20 protein-coding genes, 1 tRNA gene and 1 other RNA gene are annotated in these 21,349 nt (G+C 32.3%); 20 read left to right on the top strand and 2 right to left on the bottom strand.

Translation table 11 applies throughout. The annotated features are described in order from the left end of the window. The 7 genes from VW161_RS07015 to xseB form a co-directional block, all read left to right on the top strand. The coding region (locus VW161_RS07015) for a hypothetical protein (protein WP_325192835.1) at window positions 1-363 on the top strand (363 nt) is incomplete at its 5' end. Window positions 364-721: 358 nt separating this feature from the next. Beyond that, window positions 722-1,651, top strand: coding sequence for a hypothetical protein (locus VW161_RS07010; RefSeq protein WP_325192834.1), 930 nt, complete (start codon window positions 722-724; stop codon window positions 1,649-1,651). 221 nt (window positions 1,652-1,872) lie between these two features. Next, complete coding sequence (locus VW161_RS07005; protein WP_304088089.1) at window positions 1,873-2,124, top strand: hypothetical protein; 252 nt, start codon at window positions 1,873-1,875, stop codon at window positions 2,122-2,124. A gap of 148 nt (window positions 2,125-2,272) precedes the next feature. Beyond that, window positions 2,273-2,836: a hypothetical protein gene (locus VW161_RS07000; RefSeq protein WP_304088090.1), complete on the top strand. Its 564-nt coding sequence runs from the start codon at window positions 2,273-2,275 to the stop codon at window positions 2,834-2,836. Window positions 2,837-3,527: 691 nt separating this feature from the next. Continuing rightward, the gene (locus tag VW161_RS06995; protein ID WP_325192833.1) at window positions 3,528-4,964 is read left to right on the top strand and encodes a glutamate synthase-related protein; all 1,437 of its coding nucleotides are present in this window, start codon (window positions 3,528-3,530) and stop codon (window positions 4,962-4,964) included. Window positions 4,965-5,103: 139 nt separating this feature from the next. Beyond that, window positions 5,104-6,360 carry an exodeoxyribonuclease VII large subunit gene (xseA, locus tag VW161_RS06990; protein WP_304088096.1) on the top strand — a complete coding sequence of 419 codons (1,257 nt, stop codon included), beginning with the start codon at window positions 5,104-5,106 and terminating at the stop codon, window positions 6,358-6,360. A 42-nt stretch (window positions 6,361-6,402) separates the two neighbouring features. Continuing rightward, a complete protein-coding gene (gene xseB, locus VW161_RS06985; protein WP_304088099.1) occupies window positions 6,403-6,633 on the top strand; it encodes an exodeoxyribonuclease VII small subunit in 231 nt (76 codons plus the stop codon). 74 nt (window positions 6,634-6,707) lie between these two features. Here the strand turns inward: xseB and VW161_RS06980 are convergent, their stop codons facing one another. Beyond that, a complete protein-coding gene (locus VW161_RS06980; RefSeq protein ID WP_304103105.1) occupies window positions 6,708-7,442 on the bottom strand; it encodes an archaeosine tRNA-ribosyltransferase in 735 nt (244 codons plus the stop codon). A 267-nt stretch (window positions 7,443-7,709) separates the two neighbouring features. Here VW161_RS06980 and VW161_RS06975 point away from each other — a divergent pair, with 267 nt between their 5' ends. From VW161_RS06975 to VW161_RS06930, 10 genes are all read left to right on the top strand, one after another. Further along, a complete protein-coding gene (locus tag VW161_RS06975; protein ID WP_304088105.1) occupies window positions 7,710-8,153 on the top strand; it encodes a MarR family winged helix-turn-helix transcriptional regulator in 444 nt (147 codons plus the stop codon). 298 nt (window positions 8,154-8,451) lie between these two features. Continuing rightward, window positions 8,452-9,408: a CoB--CoM heterodisulfide reductase subunit C gene (hdrC, locus tag VW161_RS06970; protein ID WP_304102374.1), complete on the top strand. Its 957-nt coding sequence runs from the start codon at window positions 8,452-8,454 to the stop codon at window positions 9,406-9,408. A gap of 22 nt (window positions 9,409-9,430) precedes the next feature. Beyond that, window positions 9,431-10,315: a CoB--CoM heterodisulfide reductase subunit B gene (gene hdrB / locus VW161_RS06965; protein WP_304088110.1), complete on the top strand. Its 885-nt coding sequence runs from the start codon at window positions 9,431-9,433 to the stop codon at window positions 10,313-10,315. Window positions 10,316-10,654: 339 nt separating this feature from the next. Further along, window positions 10,655-10,924, top strand: a complete 270-nt coding sequence (locus tag VW161_RS06960; protein ID WP_298536411.1) for a DUF749 domain-containing protein — start codon at window positions 10,655-10,657, stop codon at window positions 10,922-10,924. Further along, complete coding sequence (locus VW161_RS06955; protein ID WP_304088114.1) at window positions 10,921-11,448, top strand: DUF2096 domain-containing protein; 528 nt, start codon at window positions 10,921-10,923, stop codon at window positions 11,446-11,448. The genes VW161_RS06960 and VW161_RS06955 overlap by 4 nt, the downstream gene beginning before the upstream one ends. 90 nt (window positions 11,449-11,538) lie before the next feature. After that, on the top strand, window positions 11,539-12,258 hold the full coding sequence (locus VW161_RS06950; protein ID WP_304088117.1) for a metallophosphoesterase family protein: 720 nt from the start codon (window positions 11,539-11,541) through the stop codon (window positions 12,256-12,258). A 360-nt stretch (window positions 12,259-12,618) separates the two neighbouring features. Next, window positions 12,619-13,536 carry a 2-phosphoglycerate kinase gene (locus tag VW161_RS06945; protein WP_304088119.1) on the top strand — a complete coding sequence of 306 codons (918 nt, stop codon included), beginning with the start codon at window positions 12,619-12,621 and terminating at the stop codon, window positions 13,534-13,536. Then, entirely contained in the window at window positions 13,514-13,915 is a 402-nt protein-coding gene (locus VW161_RS06940) for a CBS domain-containing protein (protein WP_439778450.1), read from the top strand. Before VW161_RS06945 ends, VW161_RS06940 begins: the two co-directional genes overlap by 23 nt. Window positions 13,916-14,162: 247 nt before the next feature. Then, an RNA gene (gene ffs / locus VW161_RS06935) (signal recognition particle sRNA) lies at window positions 14,163-14,476 on the top strand. 146 nt (window positions 14,477-14,622) lie between these two features. Further along, window positions 14,623-14,706: transfer RNA gene (locus VW161_RS06930), tRNA-Ser, on the top strand. Window positions 14,707-14,845: 139 nt separating this feature from the next. On the opposite strand, the gene VW161_RS06925 is transcribed toward VW161_RS06930, so the two are convergent. Beyond that, window positions 14,846-16,459, bottom strand: coding sequence for a transglutaminase domain-containing protein (locus tag VW161_RS06925; RefSeq protein WP_304102380.1), 1,614 nt, complete (start codon window positions 16,457-16,459; stop codon window positions 14,846-14,848). 372 nt (window positions 16,460-16,831) lie between these two features. On the opposite strand from VW161_RS06925, the gene VW161_RS06920 reads away from it, so the two are divergent. From VW161_RS06920 to VW161_RS06910, 3 genes are all read left to right on the top strand, one after another. Beyond that, on the top strand, window positions 16,832-18,595 hold the full coding sequence (locus VW161_RS06920) for a radical SAM protein (RefSeq protein ID WP_304134979.1): 1,764 nt from the start codon (window positions 16,832-16,834) through the stop codon (window positions 18,593-18,595). A 136-nt stretch (window positions 18,596-18,731) separates the two neighbouring features. Then, a complete protein-coding gene (locus VW161_RS06915) occupies window positions 18,732-19,847 on the top strand; it encodes a pyridoxal phosphate-dependent aminotransferase (RefSeq protein ID WP_304093722.1) in 1,116 nt (371 codons plus the stop codon). Window positions 19,848-20,147: 300 nt separating this feature from the next. Beyond that, on the top strand, window positions 20,148-21,056 hold the full coding sequence (locus tag VW161_RS06910; RefSeq protein ID WP_304102386.1) for a cation diffusion facilitator family transporter: 909 nt from the start codon (window positions 20,148-20,150) through the stop codon (window positions 21,054-21,056). The last annotated feature ends 293 nt before the right edge of the window (window positions 21,057-21,349 follow it).

Raw genomic sequence — 21,349 nt, 5'->3', positions numbered from 1 at the left:
GTAAACATAACAGACACATTTTCACTGGATGTTCCAATATCTGACAATGTGACAAAGACACAAGTAAGTCCGCATATGCATATTGTGAATGATTCCCAAAACAATATTGAAATCACATCATTCAATATGGGAAATGAGTCTACAATGGACCTGATAGGAGACGGTTCCCAATATCTATATACACAGGAAGCCTATAAGCTGGGGGCTGAGCAGATTAGCTTGTCCAACTATACTGTATGGTACAATAGCAAGGACAGTAATTACATTGCATTCTTCTCTCCAGAGAACACAAATGACAATGTAATCATTGTATGCAAGGACAATGAAACAATGGCTCGCATGATCAGCACAGTCAGATATTGACTGTTTCACTATTTTTTTTTTTTAATGTTATAACATTTTTCACTTTTTTATAATTTTATAATATCTGACTATTTTATGAAGGAAACACTTTTTTATAATTTTATAATATCTGACTATTTTATGAAGTGGAAACACTTTTTTTCATTTTTTTTATAATTTTATAATTTTATTAAAATATTGTATGGGCTTGAAATATTAAAATAAGACTGTAAAATTATAATTAAATTAAACTAACTAATTTAAATACTTGTTTCAACAAATTAAGATTAAACAATAATTTGTTGGAGGTGTTAAGGCAGTATTTCATATTTATGATTGCATTTTCAAGAATATCTTTGACACCTATCCTCAAGGGATATTGGACATTGTCAATGATGTGATTGCAGAAAACTTTCCAGAGCTGATTATGGACTTTTATCCAAAGGCATTTTGGAACACTTTTCCCCAAGAGATTCTTAATGCATGTCCTGATGATTTAATGAAAAGCGATTTATTCAGATTCAATTTCAAGCAGAAACTGGAGAGTGAATTTTTCACAAAAGATGGAAAAAGATTTATTCCGGACTGTCCCTTTGACACTTTCGAGGATTTGGTCATTGGCCTTGAGTTCCAGTCATCAAGATTGGATTATAAAAGAAAAACAGTGTTTTACGAATATCAGGCCAATTTGCATTTTAAGCATAAGAAAGATGTGAGGATGGTTGTTTTCAGCACGGTTCACACTAAGCACAAACTTTTCAGACATAGGGTGGGTCCCTGTGAAGAGTTTACTATGCTTATCATATCGTTAAAGGCTTTAAATCAAAAACAAACTTTAAATAATAGTTTATATAAAATAAGAAACAAGTTTAGGTTGTCAGATAAGGAAAAGGCTTTGTTTTTAGCAAGTCCAATGATGGATTCAAAGAATAAGGCTGAAGCCATAAATGTGCTTTTGAATAATTTTTATGGAATAAAGGATATCTCTCATGAGGAATATGAGGATATGATCAAGATTGTATTGATTTATGCCAATAAATGGTGTTATAAGGAAGTTGAAAATAGTTATGGAGGTTCTGATATGGTTGTTTTGACTCCTGGCGCTCAAAAGCTTTATGAAAGATTAGTGAATGAAGGTATTGAGCAGGGTATTGAGCAGGGTATTGAGCAGGGTATTGAGCAGGGTATTGAGCAAGGTATTGATATCATTGCTGTTAATATGATTAAGGAAGGTTTTTCATTGGAAGACACTTCTAGAGCCACAGGTTTGCCTAAAGCCAAGATTGCCCAGTTATGCAAATCTAAATAATTCTTTTTTAAATTTTTTCTTTTTTTACTTTTATATCATTGCAAACTTTTTTTAAAGAGCATTGGATTCAAAATGCTTAGAGTTAATCCCTTTTGAAAAATTTTGATTAGAACATTACTTTCCACATGCTCTTGTTTTTTATTTATAAGCAATTAAATCCAACATTAATTTACATATGGTTAACTTTTTTTAAATGGGTTAATTTATTTAGGAGGCTTTTTATGGGAAGAATAGATGAATTAACTTCAGAAATCAATGAAGCTACCTTACAGCTTCAAAGCATTAAGGATCAAATGAGCAAGCAATTCAAGGAAATCTGGAAACTTCAATGCAATAAGGATATGGGAAAGGAGTACGATAAGGAAAGATATGATGATTTGATGTACAATCATAAGCTGCTTCAAATGAAAAGAAGACAGTTGATCACACATATAAATTACTTGAATAAAGAGTTTTTTGAAGTGTTGATATAGGGAGATTGCCTATTGGATTTAATTAAGAAAAAATATTAATATTAATTAAATTAAATATTTTCTTAATTAAACATAACAATTTTACTTAAAAATATTATTTAATTAATCATTATTTCAATTATTTCATGTCAAATTTCAGGGTCATAAAATGAATGATTTTTACAAGATAGCAAATGAGATTCTACAGATTCCAGAGGAAAACCTGTCATGGGAAGAGAGGTTAAATGAATTGGTCAAATTCAGAGCCTATCTTAAAGAGTATTATGATTCATACAATGATGAGTATCTCTCATTTTTAGAAAAAATAGCGCAGGAAAATGACTTGGAAGAAAAATACATTTTGGAATATGACTTCAAGAAGGAAGTTTTAAGCAAGGACTATGATTTGGATGGATTGAATTACCTTCTTGTAAATATTCTATTCAAATACAAATTGGCTATTGAAGACTATAATGAATATGTGAATCTGCTTAAGGAAAAGTATGATGTGGAGCTTAAGGCAGATTGGGAGAAAATACTTTCGAAAAAGGATTTGGACTTGCTTGAAGCCTTAAGCTTATTGACATTTTTACAAAGATCTGATTATTGGGATTATGAGCACATGCCACTTTCCTATGCCATTTTTGATGGGACTGTTGACAATATTTTAGAATCAATAGAAAACCATATTGATGAAGAGAATATTGAATTTTTAAATATTTTTGTAAAATAACTTTTTTTATTTTAATTTTTCAATCACATTATAATTTTATTAAATAACTTATTTTTACAATCTAATTATTAAATTGTCTTTATTTTGAAAAATACTTGTTTTAAATTCGTTAATTTTATAAATGGGTTCAAATAAAACTATTTTTGGGTTTTTGCCACCTCATAAAATTAGTTTCAGTCATAAAATTTAATGGGGGGTGGTGCAATGGAACTAGATTATAAATTGGTTTTTGATTTCTTCACAGAAGTCATAAAAATCATTTTACTTTTCTTAGCATAAATGCATCAGATAGTTGAATTTTTTAAAAAAACTTATGCTTTATAATTTTAGCGTCAGGTGGCTTTTTATCCCATTTAATTTAGAAAAAATTATTCTTTTAAGAAAACTTTATATATCAAAAAAAGCAATATTATAATAGTGAGAGTTTATTTCTCTAAGAATTAGACCTCCATTTAATTTTTATGGCTGAAACAGTTATTTGAATTCAATTTTGAATTCATTTAACAATTTTTAAATAGTTTACTATTTTTAACTTTTTTTAAGCATTTTTAACTTTCTTCAGATACATAATCTCATTTTAACAAACTTATTATATCATTAAAAAAATATCTATAAGATAAGCACATTAAACTTAACTGATTGAAATCAAATTGATTAACAGAATTAGTTAAAAACCATTGGAGGTTTTTCTATGGCAATATATAAATGTAGTGTCTGTGGACATGTATTTGATGAAGAAAAGGAAAACAAGTCTTTCAGTGAACTTGAAAGATGTCCTGTTTGTAAGCATCCAGCTAATGTATTCAATAAGGTTGTTGAAGGTTCTGGGGATTATAATGCTGAATCTACAGGTGAAGTTGTTGAAGGTTCTGGGAATCACAAGAATGGTGGGGATTCAGTTTCTAGTTTGGAATATCCTAAAGAAACCGCACGTCTTGATGATTCAATTCCTCACATGTCTGATATTCATGAAATGGCTGTGACTGGAAATTCCATAATAGGGGCAATGGCAACTCAACTTCCTATGCCTGATTGGGATGATATGCTCATTATTGCAAATCAGCTCAATCCATTCCCTTTGGATGAGCATGCGGAAGTCAAGACAAGAACAGTCATTGGTAAAAATGCCAAAAAGCCAATGGTTCTTGAAAGTCCCATTTACATTTCTCACATGTCATTCGGAGCTTTGTCTTATGAAACTAAGATAGCTCTTGCCAAAGGAAGCGCAATGGCCAAGACTGCCATGTGCAGTGGTGAAGGGGGAATATTGGCTGATGAGATGAATAGCAGTTATAAGTATATTTTTGAATATGTTCCGAACCATTATAGCTTAACAAAAGAGAACTTATTGAATTGTGATGCAATTGAAATTAAAATAGGGCAGGGAACCAAACCTGGTATGGGAGGACATTTGCCTGCTGAAAAGATTACTGAAGAGATAGCGGAAATCAGGGGAAAACCTATGGGTGAGGATATTATAAGCCCATCATTATATGATGAGATCAAATCTAAAGATGATTTGAAAAATCTTATAACCTATTTGCGTGAAGAATCTGATGGAAGGCCGATAGGTGTTAAAATTGCAGCAGGTAGGATTGAAGAGGATTTGGAATTCATATGCTTTGCTGAGCCTGACTTCATTACTATTGATGGCAGAGGAGGGGCAACAGGTGCAAGCCCTAAGATCATACGTGATGCAAGTTCAGTTCCAACAGTATATGCATTATCCAGAGCAAGGAAATATTTGGATGAAAATGGTATTGGCATTGATTTGGTAATTACAGGTGGCTTGAGGGTATCCTCTGACTTTGCAAAGGCATTATCCTTAGGTGCTGATGCAATAGCCGTTGCAACAGCTGCATTGATGGCCGCAGGATGTCAGCAGTATCGTATTTGTGGCAGTGGCAATTGTCCTGTAGGCATTGCCACTCAAAATAAGGACTTAAGAAAGAGGCTGGACATTGATTTGGCTTCTAAAAGAGTATATAACTATTTGAATGTTTCATTGGAGGAAATTAAGACATTTGCAAGAATTACTGGGCATGATGATATTCATGATTTGTCCTTGGATAATTTAGCAACATTTAATAGTGAAATATCAAATTTCACTGATATTTCCCATGTTTAATTGCTTTTATTTTTTTATTTTTTTTTAATCATATTTTGATTTTATAATGATGTGCCATGATTAGGAAAATCTTATAAAATGGCAAAGATTTATAAATGAGCAAATGTATAAATTCTGTATTAAAATATGGGGTTATGTAATGGAAGAGGAATATATTTCAGTGTCTCAGCTTACAGACTATATAAGGAAACTGATCAATTCAGACTCTAGATTGAAGCAAGTCTATGTAAGGGGAGAGATATCTAATTTTAAGCGTTATTCATCTGGGCATTGCTATTTCAGCCTTAAGGACGAAGGCAGTGTTATTCCAGGGGTCATGTTTTACGGTTTTGCCTCTAAACTTAAATTTGAACCTAAAAATGGAATGAAGGTTTTGGTTAGAGGATATGTTGATGTCTATAAATCCCGTGGAAACTATCAGCTCTATGCTCAAAGGATTATCGAAGATGGATTGGGCGAATTGCATATTGCATTTGAGCAATTGAAAAAGGAACTGGAAAGCAAGGGCTATTTTGAGGATGACTTGAAAAAGCCAATACCTAAGTTTCCTAAAAGGATAGGGGTTGTCACTGCTGCAACTGGAGCCGCCATTAGGGATATTGTAACAACCATCAAGAGAAGATGGCCTTTATGTGAAATCATTCTATTTCCATCTCTTGTTCAGGGAAGTCTCGCTGCCAACAATATAGTAAGGCAAATATTTGTCGCTGACAATGAATTCGAGCTGGACACTCTTATTGTAGGAAGAGGTGGGGGAAACATAGAGGACTTATGGGCATTTAATGAAAGGATTGTTGCAAAGGCAATACTTGCATGTGAAACTCCTGTAATAAGTGCAGTAGGTCACGAAATCGATTGGACCATTGCCGATTATGTTGCGGATATAAGGGCAGCAACTCCAACTGCTGCTGCAGAAATTGCTGTTCCGGATATTAGGGAAATAAGTTCAAAAGTGGATGATTTGGATTCAAGGGCAAGCAATGTTATGGCCAAGCAATTGAATGATAATCTTGAGAAATTCGAAAGGATAAAAAATAGACCTTTATTCAAGAATCCTCATATGATTCATGAAAGGAGAGGAATGGATTTGGACTTCATTAAAGGCAGATTAGTCTCTTCTTCAAAGGAAATGATACATTCAAATCAAATGAGATTATCTAAAGTCAAGAGTTCTAATGTTTTCAGGAATCCTCAGTCAATTTTAGATGAGAAAACAATTAAATTATCAAGGAATATCGATAAGCTAAAGGTTTTAAATCCTTTATTGACTATACAAAGAGGTTATGCGGTAGCAAGATCCAAAGGAAAGGTAGTCTCTTATGCAAAAGATTTGAAGAAAGATGAGGAATTGGAATTAGAATTTAAGGATGGCAAAGTAAATACAAGAGTTTTATAATTATAGAATTGAAAATTAAAAAAAATTATCGAAGGTGATATGATGGTGGAAGAAAAGGAGAATTTTAGTTTTGAAGAGAAATTAGCTGAATTGGAAAAAATTGTAAACAACTTGGAAACTGGTGAAGTTTCATTGGATGATGCAATAGAAGAGTTTAAGAAAGCTATGATTTTAGTCAAGGAATGTGATGAAAAACTGAGTAGCGCTCAGGAAGCTATTGCAAAAATAGTGAATGACAATAAAGAAGTAGTTGAATTTGAAGTAAATGAATAATTTTTTAAAAATAGAAATAAGAAGATTTTCAATCTTCTTTTTTTAATTTATTTTAACTTTTTTTAATAATTCTACTAATAAACTTGAGTATACTCCAATAAGTACTCAGAGTAATTCTTATCAAGTATTCTTAGTGCAGAAGCATACTGTGGGCTTGTAGCAGACCTTTCTTCCACTAGGTTTCTCAAGCTGCTGTTTTTCATGTGTTCCCTAACTTCCCTAAGCACGAAGTCGATGGTGTTCCTATTGTATGCTTCAATCTCTTCCCTACTCATTTCATAAAGATTGTAGGTCTCTAAATCGTAATTTTTAGTTGGACTCATAAGCACATTGATATAACTGTAATATTCTCCAATGTCCTCGAAGAATGCATCAACTCCCATATATGCAAGAAGAGGAATGAATTGTGCTTCAGCAAATGGGAATATCAAGTAGCTGGATGCTTTCATGTTTTGCCTAAGTGCAACAATCAAGTCAACCAAATCCCTTGGATGAAGAAGAAGATCATCTGCATTCGCTATAATGAATCCATTGTATCCGAGTTCTTCAAGTTCCTTAAGGCATTTGATACGCAAGTCGATGTACTTGCTTCCTTGGATAACTGCTATTTCCTTGTCTTCAACAAGTTTTGCTTTTTCAATGGTTTGATTAACGCTCCACTCTGCAATTTCCTTTTCAACATCATAAGCTGAGGATTCATCATCAGCTATGGAAAAGTCATCCTTATTGATTATTGTTGGAGTTTCCAAATCTCCAAGCTTCCCATATCTTCCAGGACCGTCATGGCTTTTGATTTCAAATTGTTTCATTTTATCTGTAATTCCTTATTTTTAATGATTCAATTAATTATCTATTCCTTTTTATAATTAATGTTTTTGCAAGTTTCATCTATTTCTTAATTATTTTAGCAGTTATTAGTGCATTTAAAAATCTTTAAAATTTATATAACAATGTTTAGAAAAATACTTAATTAACTTAACTGAAGTAAACTTTTTATATATTAAGAAATATACTATCTTTAATATGTAAAATTATATGCTAACTACAAATGATTCCCTTAGTAAGGGGGGATTTTTATGAATGAAAATGAGACCATGATTCCAGAACACGTAAACTACTTAATGAACTTATTGAAAAGCTATGAAATGTTTTTTAGAAAAAACATGGAAAATTTAGATATTAACATTGGTGAAATACCAATTCTTATGGAAATTTATACAAATGAAGGTCTTAATCAAATAGATTTGGTAAGGCAATTCCATGTGACTGAAGCTAACATTAGCAAAATCACTAAAAACTTATTGATTAAAGGATTAATCACTAAAACCATTGATGCTGAAAACAATACCAAAAAAATATTATTGTTGACTGAAGATGGAAAAAAGACTTGCCAAATTTTGCTTGACATATTCGATCAATGGAAAGATGCAACTATCGGGGACATTCCTACAGATGAGCTGGTTGCTTTTGCAAGAACTTTGAAAAAGCTTTCCGACAATTCAGTGGATGTCTTATCTTAGACATCTAATATTTTTTTTATTTTACTTTTTTTCAATATTTTTTAATAAATTCTATTTTTTTGCACTGCTATTTTTTGATTATTTTTTCACTAAACCCTATTTTTTTAAAATTTTTCTAATTTTTTATCTCAATTTTAATCGATTATTTCTCTAATTTAAGGCTAACCTAAACTTTATCAAATGGTGTAATCTTTTAGGTTACACTTTCAAAATTTTACAAAACCTTTATATACTATTCTAATATAACTATAATTAAGGACGTGAGGAAAACCTATGATTGTCCTAGGTGTGTTTTTCAATGTCTGTGTTAGATACTCTTAAATCCCTCATCGGTAGGGCAAATAAAGATATAGAAGAGAATTTATCTAAAGAAGCAGAGTCTGTTGAAGAAGCTGCTGATGCTATACAGACATCTTCAGAAGAGGAAATTGAAACCAAATCTGATTCTGAAACTATTTCTGAAGAAGAGGCTGCTGAAGAGGTAGCTGAAGCTGAAGAAGAAGTTGAAGCTGAAGAGGCTCCTGTTGAAGAAGAAGCTGTTGAAGAAGCAGTTGGAGAGGTTCCTGAAGAGGAAGTTTCTTTAGATAATGCGGAAGAATCAATTGATGATAAACTTTCAGAAGATGAAGAGTCTTTAGAAGTAGCTATTGAAGAGGTTGCGGAAGAAGAATCTTCAGAAGAAAATGAAGAGAGCGATAATATGACTTTATTAAAAGAAAATGATATATATTCAATGGATGATATTGATAAAGAATTTACTCAAAAATTCGTTGATGCTGGAATTGAAACTGTAGACCACTGTTTCCAATGTGGTACCTGTGGTGGAGGATGTCCTTCTGGTAGAAGAACTCCTTACAGAGTAAGACAAATTGTAAGAAAATGTTTATTAGGACTCAGAGAGGAAGTAGTATCTGATCCTGCATTATGGATGTGTACCACCTGTTACACCTGCCAAGAAAGATGTCCTAGAAGTGTAAAAATCGTAGACATCATCAAAATGGCACGTAACGAAGCAGCTAAAGCTGGATACATGGCAGACGCACACAAAGCAACTGGTTCATTCGTAATTAAATTTGGTCACGGTGTACCAATCAACGACAAAACCAAAGACTTAAGAAAAGCTATTGGACTTGACGAATTACCTCCAACAGTACATTCTTTCCCTGAAGCTTTAGAAGAAGTCCAAAAAATCTGTGCAGCATGTGAATTTGATAAATTAATCGGTTTCAACATGGAAACTGGAGAATTAGAATAAACATATTGAAGGAGTTATTATTATGGAGATTGCATATTTCTTAGGTTGTATTATGAACAACCGTTACCCTGGTATCGAAAAAGCAACCAGAATCTTATTCGATAAATTAGACATTGAATTAAAAGACATGGAAGGAGCTTCCTGTTGTCCTGCACCTGGTGTATTCGGATCCTTTGACCAAACCACCTGGGCAACTATTGCAGCACGTAACCTCGCTATTGCAGAAGAAATGGGTGCAGACATCATGACCGAATGTAACGGATGTTTCGGTTCCTTACGTGAATGTGACCACTTATTAAAAGAAAACCCAGCTAAAAAAGACGAAATTAACGCTATCTTAGCTGAAACCACTGACAAACAATACAAAGGTGAAACCAAAGTAAGACACTTTGCAGAAATTTTATACAACGACATAGGTCTTGACAAATTATCTGAAATGTTCACCAAAGATTTAGGTATTAACGTTGCAGTACACTACGGTTGTCACTTCTTAAAACCTACCGCAGAAGTAGGTATTGAAGAATCTGCAGAAAACCCAACTATCTTAGATGAATTAGTAGAAATCACCGGTGCTAAATCTGTACCTTACAAAAACAAAATGATGTGCTGTGGTGCAGGTGGAGGTTTAAGAGCAAGAGATATTGACGTAACCTTAAGTTACACCAAAGAAAAACTCGACGCTATGGCTGAAGCTGGTGTAGACGCTATTGTAGAAGTTTGTCCATTCTGTCACTTACAATTCGATGTAGGTCAAACTGAAGTAAACGCAAAATACGGAACTGACTTCGCATTCCCTGTAATGCACTTAGCTCAATTATACGGATTAGCTATGGGATTAAGCGCAGACGAATTAACTTTCGACGCACAATTAATCGACGCAGCTCCTGTATTAGAAAAAATTGAATAAGTAGATTACTCTACTTATCTTTTCTTTTTTTTAAAAAATTTTTTTTAGTTCGCATAGTTACTAATTATTAAGTTTGCTATTTTTCGATCTTTCATTTCTTGCATGATTAAAAATAATTTGTATATTACTAAACTGATTTAATAAAATTGAATTATTACATTGTATAAAAATTATTAGTATAATAATAAACTATATTAATTACTATAACTAAAAATATATTCATATAATTTAATAATATAAAAATTATATGAGATTTGGATAATAATTAAACTAGTTTTGCTGGTATGCTTACTGGTTTTGCTAGATGATTTTAATAAATTAAGAATTTGGAGAAATAATATGTTTATTGCAATTTTAGGTGGAATATTTAAATTTAAAGACCTTCCTGAAGAATACGGTCCTTATGTGCAATTTAAAGCGGCTATTGAAGGTAGAGATGAAATTGATGATCAAGATGAAATCGCTATTTTAGACATTACTGGTACCGGTAGTCATCATGTTCTCTTTTTAGACAAATACAATAATCTTAATGAAATCAAAAGAGAGTTAAGAGAAGCAGATGCAAAAGTTAATGTTACTACCTTAAAAATATTGGAAGGACATTTATGAGTACATTGCCTATAGAACAATCCTGGTTGGTTATGGTTAACCTTTCTTCAGAATTGCACAAGAGAGGAGTTCCAATTCCAAATGAATTGAATAAGGACTTAGGTTTGGTTAAATCCCAAATTGGGTTCTATAAGAAAGACCCTTCTCATCCAGATATGATCAATGAGATGGCTAGGGCGGACATGTCCTTAAATGAAATTCAAGGAATCTTGCTTTCTCTTGCGGAAAGTTATGACAAGGAATTTTATGAAGAATGGTTAGACAAGCTTCAAAGAGCAAATAGGGGAGAAGAGATCTTTAAGATTCCAGACACCCAATCAAAATTCATTCAAAATGTTCCTCCAGGATTATCATATGCAAAGATTACTTTAAGAAATCCAATTGCAGAGGATAGAATACAGGAAATAGCTGAATATTATGGACTTATAATGGAATTTGACACCGATTCAACAATTGCGTTGTATGGTGAAAAATCAAATATCCAATTAGCTTTAAAGGAAATGGCTCCATTTTTCGCTGAATAAACATAATAATAAAAGATTATTCTTTTTTTTAAATTATTTTTTATAATTATAATTTTACGTTGAATTTTAAAGTTTTAAGGATGTTTTAAAATGAAAATTTTAGCAATTAGTGATGTACACGGTAAAAAGAGTGAAAGCTTAATCGATTACTTAAAACAAAATGATGATATTTCTTTAGTATTGATTGCTGGAGATATTACAGATTTCAGCATTACTGAATTTGAACCGTTAAGTTTTGTAAAACCATTCATTGATGAAATCGTTGAAGAATGTAATGTGGATGTATTTGCAATTCCAGGTAACTGTGACCCTGCAGGAATCTGTAATGCGATTAAGGAAAGCGGTCCTGATGAAAGGCCTGCATTCTGTTTGCATGATCAATTGATAGCTTATGAAAATGTGGTAATCATGGGTTATGGGGGATCCAACCCTACTCCATTCAACACTCCTGGTGAAATCGATGATGACAAGATTTATCGCCATGTATATGAGCTTTTAGCTGAGTATGACTATATTGGAAACGATGCGGTTCCTAGAGTAACCATTTTGCTTACTCATGCCCCTCCATATGACACAAAAGCGGATACCATTGAAAGCGGTGCTCATGTAGGAAGTCAAGGTGTTAAAAAACCTATTCATGAATTCCAACCTAACATAAACATCTGCGGTCATGTACACGAAGCATGTTCCATTGACATGGTGGGAAATACCACTGTTGCAAACCCTGGAAGACTTGAAGATGGTCATGCAGTTTTAATTGAAGTGGATGAAAACGCTATGTACACTATAGGAATTGTTTCCTTGGAATAAATCCACTCCTTTTCTTTTTATTTTTCCAAAATTTTCTATTTTTTAACTATTATTAAAGGCTCTTATATTATTCTTAACTATTCTTTAAATTATTCTTAACTATTTTTCCACTATTTTTCATGTTTTCATTTTTATACAAAAATCAAATATAAAACTTTATAAAATGTTAATAGTAAATATTATTAATAATTAAAAACATATCTATATTTTCAAAATTTAACTATTTTTTGCTTTTATTTAGTATGGGCTTTAAATAAGATGATTTAATGGCTTATTTTTTTATTTATCAGTGAATTAATAGTTAAATGATGAAAAAACAATTTATAATTCTTTGAATTATATCAATTAAGGTGTGATTTTATGATTCTAGTTCAGAGAGGACTTAAAGGGAAAGTATATGCTGAACCTTTTTCAAAAGGGATTCTTTCACGTACGCTTATACGTGCAGAATTAGATCCCAGCAAAGCTTATGAAATAGCGAACAAGATAGAATCAGACTTGATGGAAAAGAGTATTTCTTCAATAACAACTGATGATATAGTTAAAAGAATTGTCAACCTGTTGGAGCAGGAAGACCCTCTAATTGCTGAAAATTATCTGAATTGGAGAAAGATACGAAAGACAGATGCGCCATTGATCATTTTAATTGGCGGTGTTTCCGGTATCGGAACTTCATCCATATCATATGAGATATCTAGAAAATTGGGTATTAAAGGCATGATGAACACTGATATGATTAGAGAAGTCATGCGAAAGATTGTATCGAAGGAATTAAGTCCTGTGCTCCATGAATCATCATTTATGGCTCATGAAGCTTTAAGGGTGGCTCCTCCACCTGAATTCGATCATGTTTTGGCAGGATTTAAAGATCATGTCACAACTGTAAGCGTTGGTGTGGAAGCTGTCATTGAAAGGGCATTGACTGAAGGAATAAGCATTATCATTGAAGGAGTCCATATAGTTCCTGGATTTATCCGTAAAGACCTGATGGAAAAGGATAATGTTTTAATGTTTGTATTAAGCCTTGAAGATGAGGAAATGCATAAAAGCAGACTTTATTCACGATGCAGTGACGGTTGGGCCCATAGGTCCCTGCAGAAGTATTTGGATAACTTTGAGGCAATCAGAAAGATCCAAAAGTACATTAAAGATCAAGGAAATAAGGAAAGAGTTCCTGTTGTTGAGAATATAGATAGAATTACAACTATAGATTTTATAATTAATTCAATCGCTGAAACATATGGAGGTTTGAATAATGTTAGAAAAGACAAAAGTTAAAGACTTAATGACAAAAGACGTTTTAACAGTTGAATGTGAAGAAGCAACTGTTTTCGCTTTTGAAAAGCTAATGAAGAATAAGATAAGTGCAATGCCTGTTGTTGACAATGGAAAAATGGTTGGTATCGTAACCGCTACAGATTTAGGGCATAACTTGATTTTAGACAATTATCAATATGGTACCAAAGTGGAATCTGCTATGGTTAAGGATGTTGCATGCGTATCTTCTGAAGATACCATTAAAGATGCTGTTTCTGTCATGTTTGATAATGCTCCTGGAGATAACATCATAAACCAGTTGCCTGTAGTTGACGATGGTGAGCTTGTAGGTATCATATCTGATGGAGATATTATTAAGATATTAAAAGAATACTTGTAAATTTATTTTTTGTTCATTTCCTTATTTTAATTATATTTCCCTTTTCTTATCTTTAATCATATTTCTATTTTTATAATTTTATTTCATAATTAATTTTATTTATTTAACCTATTTTAGCTTGTTTTTATCATTTTTTGTTCTATTTTAAAAAATACTCTTAGTTATCTTCTGTTTCTTGAAATAAGGCTATTCTAATTGAAATGTTTTTTAATTAATAAACTTTATATAAGATTAATATAATATATTATAATTGGCTAGACTGGAGGGTTAGGAGTCCTCTGTAAGCACAAATCTCCTTTGGTGCAGTCGAAATAAAGGAGGCGGCATTTGGATTCAATCATGGCCTGTGAAGCTGATGTCGAAGCCTCGTCCTGCAGGATCAATGGTGTCATGGATATTACTGGAGGGTAATATTTAATTGGCTTTATTGTGGGAACGTGTCAGGCCTGGAAAGGAGCAGCTCTACCGCTTACAGCTGATGCTTGTAGAACCGCGGGGTGGAGTTAGTTTTTCAGATAACTATGTTTGATGAAGGGTGTCCACTCCTTTATGCGCCACTTAAATGACTTTTTTTAATATTTCTAATCACTTCTAATAAAGATAGAGATATCCCATTCTTAAAAAGAAAAAGTTTATATAATAAGTAAATATAAAATAGTAATGTTGTATTTTATACACATATTTTTAATTACTTTTTTTAATGTCTAGTCGGGATGGCCCAGCCTGGTACGGCGTCGGACTGCTAATCCGATGATCAATAGATCACCGGGGTTCAAATCCCCGTCCCGGCGCTTTTTTTAAACTTTTTTTTATTCTTAACTTTCTAATAGTGATTTTAATATAATTTTTTAAAAAAATAAGAGTTTTAATCGATTATCATATCTGCTTAATAATCAATTAAAACTAAAGATTAATGTCTGATTGACTAATCTAAAAGCTTATGGAACTGAATTGCCCATATAACTTATAGTTTTTTGTATTCCAGTTTCTGATTTTTCCCAAGGTGTTTCTTTTGCTTGTTGTATCTGCAACCACCCATTTCTTGTTTATATACATCTGTGTCCATATATGGCCTGAAACATAACCGCTGGTAAACTTGCAGTTATCTCCCTTGACATATCTTGCAGGAATTCCAGAAGCCCTTGACAATGCAATCAATAAATGGCTTTGGTCAACGCAATTGCCCTTTTTAGCTTTGAGTGTCTTCACGGCACCTCTTAATGTGTTTCTATATTTCTTGTAGTGGATATTGTCACGAACCCAATTGAATAGCTTCTTGCCTTTCTCATAATCTGTTTTGAGTTTGGAGGTCAGTGTCTTGGCCAAATCTTGAATATTCTTATTCTTCACTTGGCAGTTTTTAGTGCTTGAAAGGTATTTCCTTAAAGCTTCATTAATTGAAGTCTTTCCAATGCTAACTGATTTTGTTTTAGCCTTTGAAACGTTTGATTTTGTTTTGTTTGTTTTCTTTGTGCTTGCAGTGCTTTTCTTTGTCGTTGCCTTTGTTGTCTTTGTTGTATTTTTAGCGGAAACCTTAAGTTTCACAGTTGATTTTCCATTTATGTCCACATTGATTTTGCTGGTATTGAAATTAATGTTGGCCTCATCGGATTTAGTCAAATCCAATAGGTATTTGCTAGGATCCAGCCTATCTAAAATATTATTCAATATGTTATGGATATTATTTAGTGCCATTTCAGCTAATCTTCCCTCTTTAACAGATTTATCATCATTATTAGAAGGGGCATTTGAAGTGTTCTTTGTTTTATTTGTTGCTTTGGTTTTATTGCTTTTTACCGTGTTGGTTGTGGTCTTATTCGTTGTTTTATTGCTTGATTTTCCAATTGAATTTACAGTGGATTTGGCATCCTTTTTTATTTTAGATTTGATCTTATCCAAATCCAAATCATCAAGCTTTATTGAATTAGGCAATCTATTGTTCTTATTGGAGAAATCCAAACATTTGCTGTATGAAAGAATCAATTGATTGTATGGTATATTTCCCTTTGATGATGAAACCCAATTCGGAGCTCTTTTGTTTTTATCAATGAATTTTCTGGTTTTGCTGGCTATCTTGATATATTCAGTCTTATTTAAAGTTCCTTTTACAGATTTTGAATTTGCATTGCTGTATTTCTTAACCAAATTCTTCTTAATCACAATCTTTGAATTTGAGTTGTTTTCAACAGCCTTTGTCATCAGATACAAATATTCTGTATTTGAATAGTTTCTATTGCTGATTTTCACTTTAGGGAATTTTCCATTCTTCTCCACGTAGTTCATAAAGCTTGTGGATGTTTTTGCCAATGTTTTCTTGTTCACTGTTGTTGTATTCTCTTTTGATTTAGTTGTGCTTGTCTTCTTAATACTTGTTTTCTTAGTTGAATTTGTCTTTGCTTTAGAGGTAATATTTACTGCTGCCTTGTTGCTTGAAGAATTAGATTTAAGGATATTCTTATCCAAATCATCATAATTATTCACACTTTGAGCGTTGATGCTACTTAAGCTAAAAAACAGCACTACCAATAAAGCTATAATAATCATTTTAGTTCTAATGCTAACACCTCATATTATTTATTCTCCTCCTTCTATTTTCTAAACTATCTTTAAAATTGTCTATTTTTTATTTTAAAGATTAGTTAATTCATATTTTAACTTTTTAATTTAAATATATTTTCTAATTGTGATTTTGTGTAAAATCACAGTTTTGTTTCCATAAAAAAGATTATATATTACTTATATCTTGATATAAAAATTAAAATTGGGTTGAAATTTATATTATGGTTCTTAAATTGATTTGATTTCGTAAATTTCATGTCCGAATTTAAGTTTAATCATAGTAAAATTTATTATATTTGTATAAACAAACTTTATATTGATTTTAATAAAGACAAGTATTTTACAAAGGACTAAAGCATGTTTAAAGAAAAGAATATAATTATAAAAAATCCATTGAAAGAGGATATACGTTTTGGACTGGTTTATCCAAATGTTTACAAGACTGCAATGAGTTCCTTAGGTTACCAGATTATTTATAATTATGTCAATGAAAGAGAGGACACATACTCTGAAAGGATTATCTATCCTTCTACAAGAAGTTTGGAGACCAACAGTCCATTGTCTGATTTTGACATTGTTTCATTTTCCCTTCAATATGAACAGGATTATTTCCATGTTTTGGAGATGTTGAGGGAAGCAGGCATTCCACTTAGAAGGGAAGATAGGGCATCTGATGATCCTTTAATCATTGCTGGCGGTCCTTGCGCTAGTGCTAATCCATTGCCTCTATCTGACTTTATAGACATTTTTGTTGTAGGGGAAGCTGAAGCTGTTTTGTATGACTTTTTGGATTTGTATTCTTCATTAAAGCTATCTAAAAGGAGCAAAAAGAATAAAATCAATAATAATTGGGATAGTTTTGATAATGAAAAAATGGATTTGTCTCCGTTTTTAGATATTGAAGGTTTATACATCTCTGAATTCAATAATGAAACAAATATAGTGCTATCAGATGATATGGAAAGTATTTATCATCTGACTTGCCCAATCGTTACAGAAACCGATGATAAGGATTTCATTCCAGCATTTTCCAATTCCATTCTATTGAATGTTTCAAGGGCATGTACTAGAGGATGCAGGTTCTGCATGTCCAGCTATATGTATAGGCCTCTTAGGGAAACCAATTTGGATGATCTCTTTTCAATTGCAGATGAAGCTAGAGCAAACACTGGCTTGAATAAGATATCATTGATTGGTGCAGCTGTATCAGATTACTCACAGATAAATGAATTGACAGAAGGATTGAATGAAAGGGGATTTCAGGTATCAACACCTTCCATGAGAATTGAATCAATCACAATGGAAACATTGGCTGCACTCAAGTCAAGCGGATTGAAGACATTGACAATAGCTCCGGAATCAATTTATTCCCTAAGGCGCAGAATCAATAAGGACATCAGGGATGAAGAGATCCTAAGGGTTATAAGTGATGCTGTTGAACTAGGTTTTAATATTAAATTGTATTTTTTAATCGGTTTGCCCTATGAGTCTGAAGACGATATTGGAGAACTTGCAAATATGATGAAGCAAATTGATTCCATGAAGTATAATATCGATTCAAATCCCACATCTTCAATTAAATTAAACGACAATTCAATTAAATCAACACTTAATTCATCATCTGGGAATGATTCTGTTTCAAGTGCTTCAAAATCTAAAAAATCAAGGAAAAAGGATAAAAAATCCAAGTCTAATAAAAAAGCTAAGGTTTCAATTAGCTTTAGTGTAAACCCTGTCATTCCAAAGCCACATACCCCTCTCCAGTGGGAAAGATATGACATGAAGGAAATCAAGTCAAAGATAAGATATCTCAAGAAGAATCTTAAGGGGTTGGACATTAAGTTTGACAGCGCTAAGATGGGACTTATACAATATGTATTATCCTGTGGAGACAAGGATATTGGAAACCTTATTGAAAGGTCTTTGAATGAAAAGATCAGTATTCGAGAGTGGGGTGAAAAAGCTCCAAGTTATGATTTGGAAGATGACTTGCCTTGGGATTCAATCAATGTAAGTGTAAGCAAGGAGTTCTTGAAGTCCGAATATGAAAAGATTAAGACTGGTGAGCAGACACCTTGGTGTGAAGACGGAATCTGTTACGATTGTGGAGCTTGCAATTAAAAATATATAAAATATTAATTCAAATATATTAATGTAAAAAATTTATTAATTATTAATTTATTTATTTTAAATTAATCAATTCAAATATTGTTTTAAATTATTCTTATTAATTGTTATTTTTATTAAAGGTGTTATTATGTTAAATCCTGCAAAAAGAGTTGAAGAAATAGAATTATCTCTAATTAGAAAAATGTTTGAAGTCACTAATCATGATGCAGTTAATTTAGGGATTGGAGAACCTGACTTTGATGTTCCTCAAAATATCAAGGATGCAATGAAAAGAGCTATTGATGAAGGATACACCAAATACACTTCAAACAAAGGGTTGATTGAACTTAGGGAAGCTATTGTGGATAAGCTTGCTAAGGACAACAATATAAAGACTGATGCTGAAAACGTTATAGTCACTTGCGGTGCAAGTGAATCCTTATACGCTGCTGCACAGGCTTTGTTTGGAAAAGGCGACAATGTGCTTGTTCCAAATCCAGGATTCCTATCATATTACACTTGTGTGCAATTGGCTGAAGCCAATGTTGTTGAAGTGACAACTCCTATGGAAAACGATTTTAAGATGAAAGTGGATGACGTTCAGGAAAAGATTGACAAGAACACAAAAGGATTGATCATCAACTCACCTTCCAATCCAACCGGTGCAGTGATGGATAAGGAAGACATCAAGGGAATTGCAGATTTGGCTACAGACCATGACTTTTACATTATTTCAGATGAGATTTATGAAAAGATCATTTATGGAACCAAAAACCACTCTCCTGCAGAATACTGTGACAATGTAATAACCATTAATGGATTTTCAAAAACCTATGCAATGACAGGTCTTAGAGTTGGCTATATGGTTGCAAATGATGAAGTGACTGAGAATTTGCTTAAGGTTCACCAATACTGTACTGCAAATGCCCCTTCTGTTTCTCAAGTTGGAGCTATTGAAGCTCTTACAGGTCCACAGGACTCCGTTAAAAAGATGGTGTCTGAGTTTTCAAGAAGAAGGGACTTGATTGTTTCAAGCTTAAACGATATGGGATATGAAACAGTGGACTGTCAAGGTGCATTCTATGTTTTCCCTAAAGTTGACAGACCTATGGAATTTGTAAAGGCTGCTGCAGAAGCTGGAGTCATCTCAGTTCCAGGATCTCCATTTGGAAGCTTAGGAGAAGAGCATGTAAGAATGTCCTATGCTAATTCATATGAAAACATTGAAAAGGCAATGGATATCCTAAAGGATTTGGATTATTAGATTTTAATCCATTTAATTTTATTCAATTTTATTTTAAGAGATTAATTATTAAAAATTTGTTAATCTTTTAATCTTTTCATTTTTTAAACTTTTTTAATAAAAAATATATATTAAAACTTACAGAATATTAAGTAGTAATAAAAATATTAATTTTTGTATTACAATTTTGTATTTTTTTTAAAGATTAGTATTATTTTTAAATCAATCAATTAGAAAAATATAAATTAATAAATTTATAAATTGATAACTGAATTAAGTATTAATTATTGATAAAATCAATGAACATAAAGAATTGATAATATGAAAAAAGAGGATAGGGAACGGTTAGGAAAAAGGGCAGCTTATGTGGCTATTTTAGGAAATATTTTCTTAACTGTTTTCAACATTGCTGTAGGGATAATGTCTGGAAGTTATGCGCTCATATCTGAAGGGGCTCATACAATATCCGATATAGTTACCTCAATAATCGCTTATGTCGGATTCAAGATAGGCAGCAAGCCTGCAGATGCTGAGCATCCATTAGGTCATGGAAGGGCTGAAGCAATTGCAGGATTGGTGATTGTAGTATTCTTGGCAATCATTGCTTACGAAATCATTACAGGTGCGCTATATAGATTGTTCTTCGGAGGTGCACTTGCTATTCCAGAGCCATTGGCTGTTATCATGGCAATCATTGGTGTTATTGTAAACTTTGCAATGAGTCAATATATCATTAAATTAGGGAGTATGGTGAATAGTCCTGCAATTGTTGCTGATGGAAAGCATCAAAGAGTTGATATAATGTCCTCACTTGCAATATTGTTCGCTATCCTCATTGCACAATATGGTTTCCCTCATTTGGATCCATTGATTGGACTGTTAATCGGTTTATTAATCGTTAAGACAGCTATTGGGGTTGTTCGTGAAAATTTAGATAGCATTATGGGTAAGGTTCCATCTCCAGAGTTGGTTGACAAGATTATAGAGGTTTCCAATTCAGTAGACAAGGTTTGCGGTACACATGATGTAAGGGTGAATTATTTAGGTTCATATGCTACTGTCACTTTACACATTGAGCTTCCGCCGGAAATGAGTTTGGATGAATCCCATAAGGTTGTTCATTTGGTTCAGAATAAGATTTTAGAGGATATGGATCTTATTCATGGAGTAACTGCTCATGCATGTCCATTCGGTTTGGAATATGACCATGATCAACAGCTTGATGAATGATTAATATCATCATCAAAATATGTCTTAAACATAGATAAAAAATTTTTCATGTTTCTGTTTATTTTTTTAAATTTTTTTCTTTAAAATTTCAACCTTTTTCCTTAATAAATTGAAATTTTAAATTATTTTTCATTTTTTAACTAAATAAGGTTTATTTTTCAATTAAAGCTAAATAAATTGGGTATAAATAGTATAAAGGACAAATAATATTAATTTTTTTCATTATTTTAATGATTTTAATTGATTTTTAATATAAGTTTATTATTTTTGGATTATTTTATTTATTAAGTGTA

It is taken from the genome of Methanobrevibacter ruminantium, assembly GCF_016294135.1.
GTDB lineage: Archaea > Methanobacteriota > Methanobacteria > Methanobacteriales > Methanobacteriaceae > Methanobrevibacter > Methanobrevibacter ruminantium_A.
Note: the sequence above shows the minus strand (reverse complement) of the source record. Positions and strands in the feature narration are given on the sequence as shown.

What these genes read in the sequence shown, in the direction of transcription:
- VW161_RS06975 (WP_304088105.1), top strand. Translation starts at nt 7,710, where the DNA reads ATGAATGAAAATGAGACCATGATTCCAGAACACGTAAACTACTTAATG.
- VW161_RS06980 (WP_304103105.1), bottom strand. Translation starts at nt 7,442, where the DNA reads ATGAAACAATTTGAAATCAAAAGCCATGACGGTCCTGGAAGATATGGG.
- VW161_RS07000 (WP_304088090.1), top strand. Translation starts at nt 2,273, where the DNA reads ATGAATGATTTTTACAAGATAGCAAATGAGATTCTACAGATTCCAGAG.
- VW161_RS06945 (WP_304088119.1), top strand. Translation starts at nt 12,619, where the DNA reads ATGATTCTAGTTCAGAGAGGACTTAAAGGGAAAGTATATGCTGAACCT.
- VW161_RS06915 (WP_304093722.1), top strand. Translation starts at nt 18,732, where the DNA reads ATGTTAAATCCTGCAAAAAGAGTTGAAGAAATAGAATTATCTCTAATT.
- VW161_RS06910 (WP_304102386.1), top strand. Translation starts at nt 20,148, where the DNA reads ATGAAAAAAGAGGATAGGGAACGGTTAGGAAAAAGGGCAGCTTATGTG.
- VW161_RS06940 (WP_439778450.1), top strand. Translation starts at nt 13,514, where the DNA reads ATGTTAGAAAAGACAAAAGTTAAAGACTTAATGACAAAAGACGTTTTA.
- VW161_RS07005 (WP_304088089.1), top strand. Translation starts at nt 1,873, where the DNA reads ATGGGAAGAATAGATGAATTAACTTCAGAAATCAATGAAGCTACCTTA.
- xseA (WP_304088096.1), top strand. Translation starts at nt 5,104, where the DNA reads ATGGAAGAGGAATATATTTCAGTGTCTCAGCTTACAGACTATATAAGG.
- VW161_RS06960 (WP_298536411.1), top strand. Translation starts at nt 10,655, where the DNA reads ATGTTTATTGCAATTTTAGGTGGAATATTTAAATTTAAAGACCTTCCT.
- xseB (WP_304088099.1), top strand. Translation starts at nt 6,403, where the DNA reads ATGGTGGAAGAAAAGGAGAATTTTAGTTTTGAAGAGAAATTAGCTGAA.
- VW161_RS06920 (WP_304134979.1), top strand. Translation starts at nt 16,832, where the DNA reads ATGTTTAAAGAAAAGAATATAATTATAAAAAATCCATTGAAAGAGGAT.
- hdrC (WP_304102374.1), top strand. Translation starts at nt 8,452, where the DNA reads ATGTCTGTGTTAGATACTCTTAAATCCCTCATCGGTAGGGCAAATAAA.
- VW161_RS06955 (WP_304088114.1), top strand. Translation starts at nt 10,921, where the DNA reads ATGAGTACATTGCCTATAGAACAATCCTGGTTGGTTATGGTTAACCTT.
- hdrB (WP_304088110.1), top strand. Translation starts at nt 9,431, where the DNA reads ATGGAGATTGCATATTTCTTAGGTTGTATTATGAACAACCGTTACCCT.
- VW161_RS06925 (WP_304102380.1), bottom strand. Translation starts at nt 16,459, where the DNA reads ATGATTATTATAGCTTTATTGGTAGTGCTGTTTTTTAGCTTAAGTAGC.
- VW161_RS06995 (WP_325192833.1), top strand. Translation starts at nt 3,528, where the DNA reads ATGGCAATATATAAATGTAGTGTCTGTGGACATGTATTTGATGAAGAA.
- VW161_RS06950 (WP_304088117.1), top strand. Translation starts at nt 11,539, where the DNA reads ATGAAAATTTTAGCAATTAGTGATGTACACGGTAAAAAGAGTGAAAGC.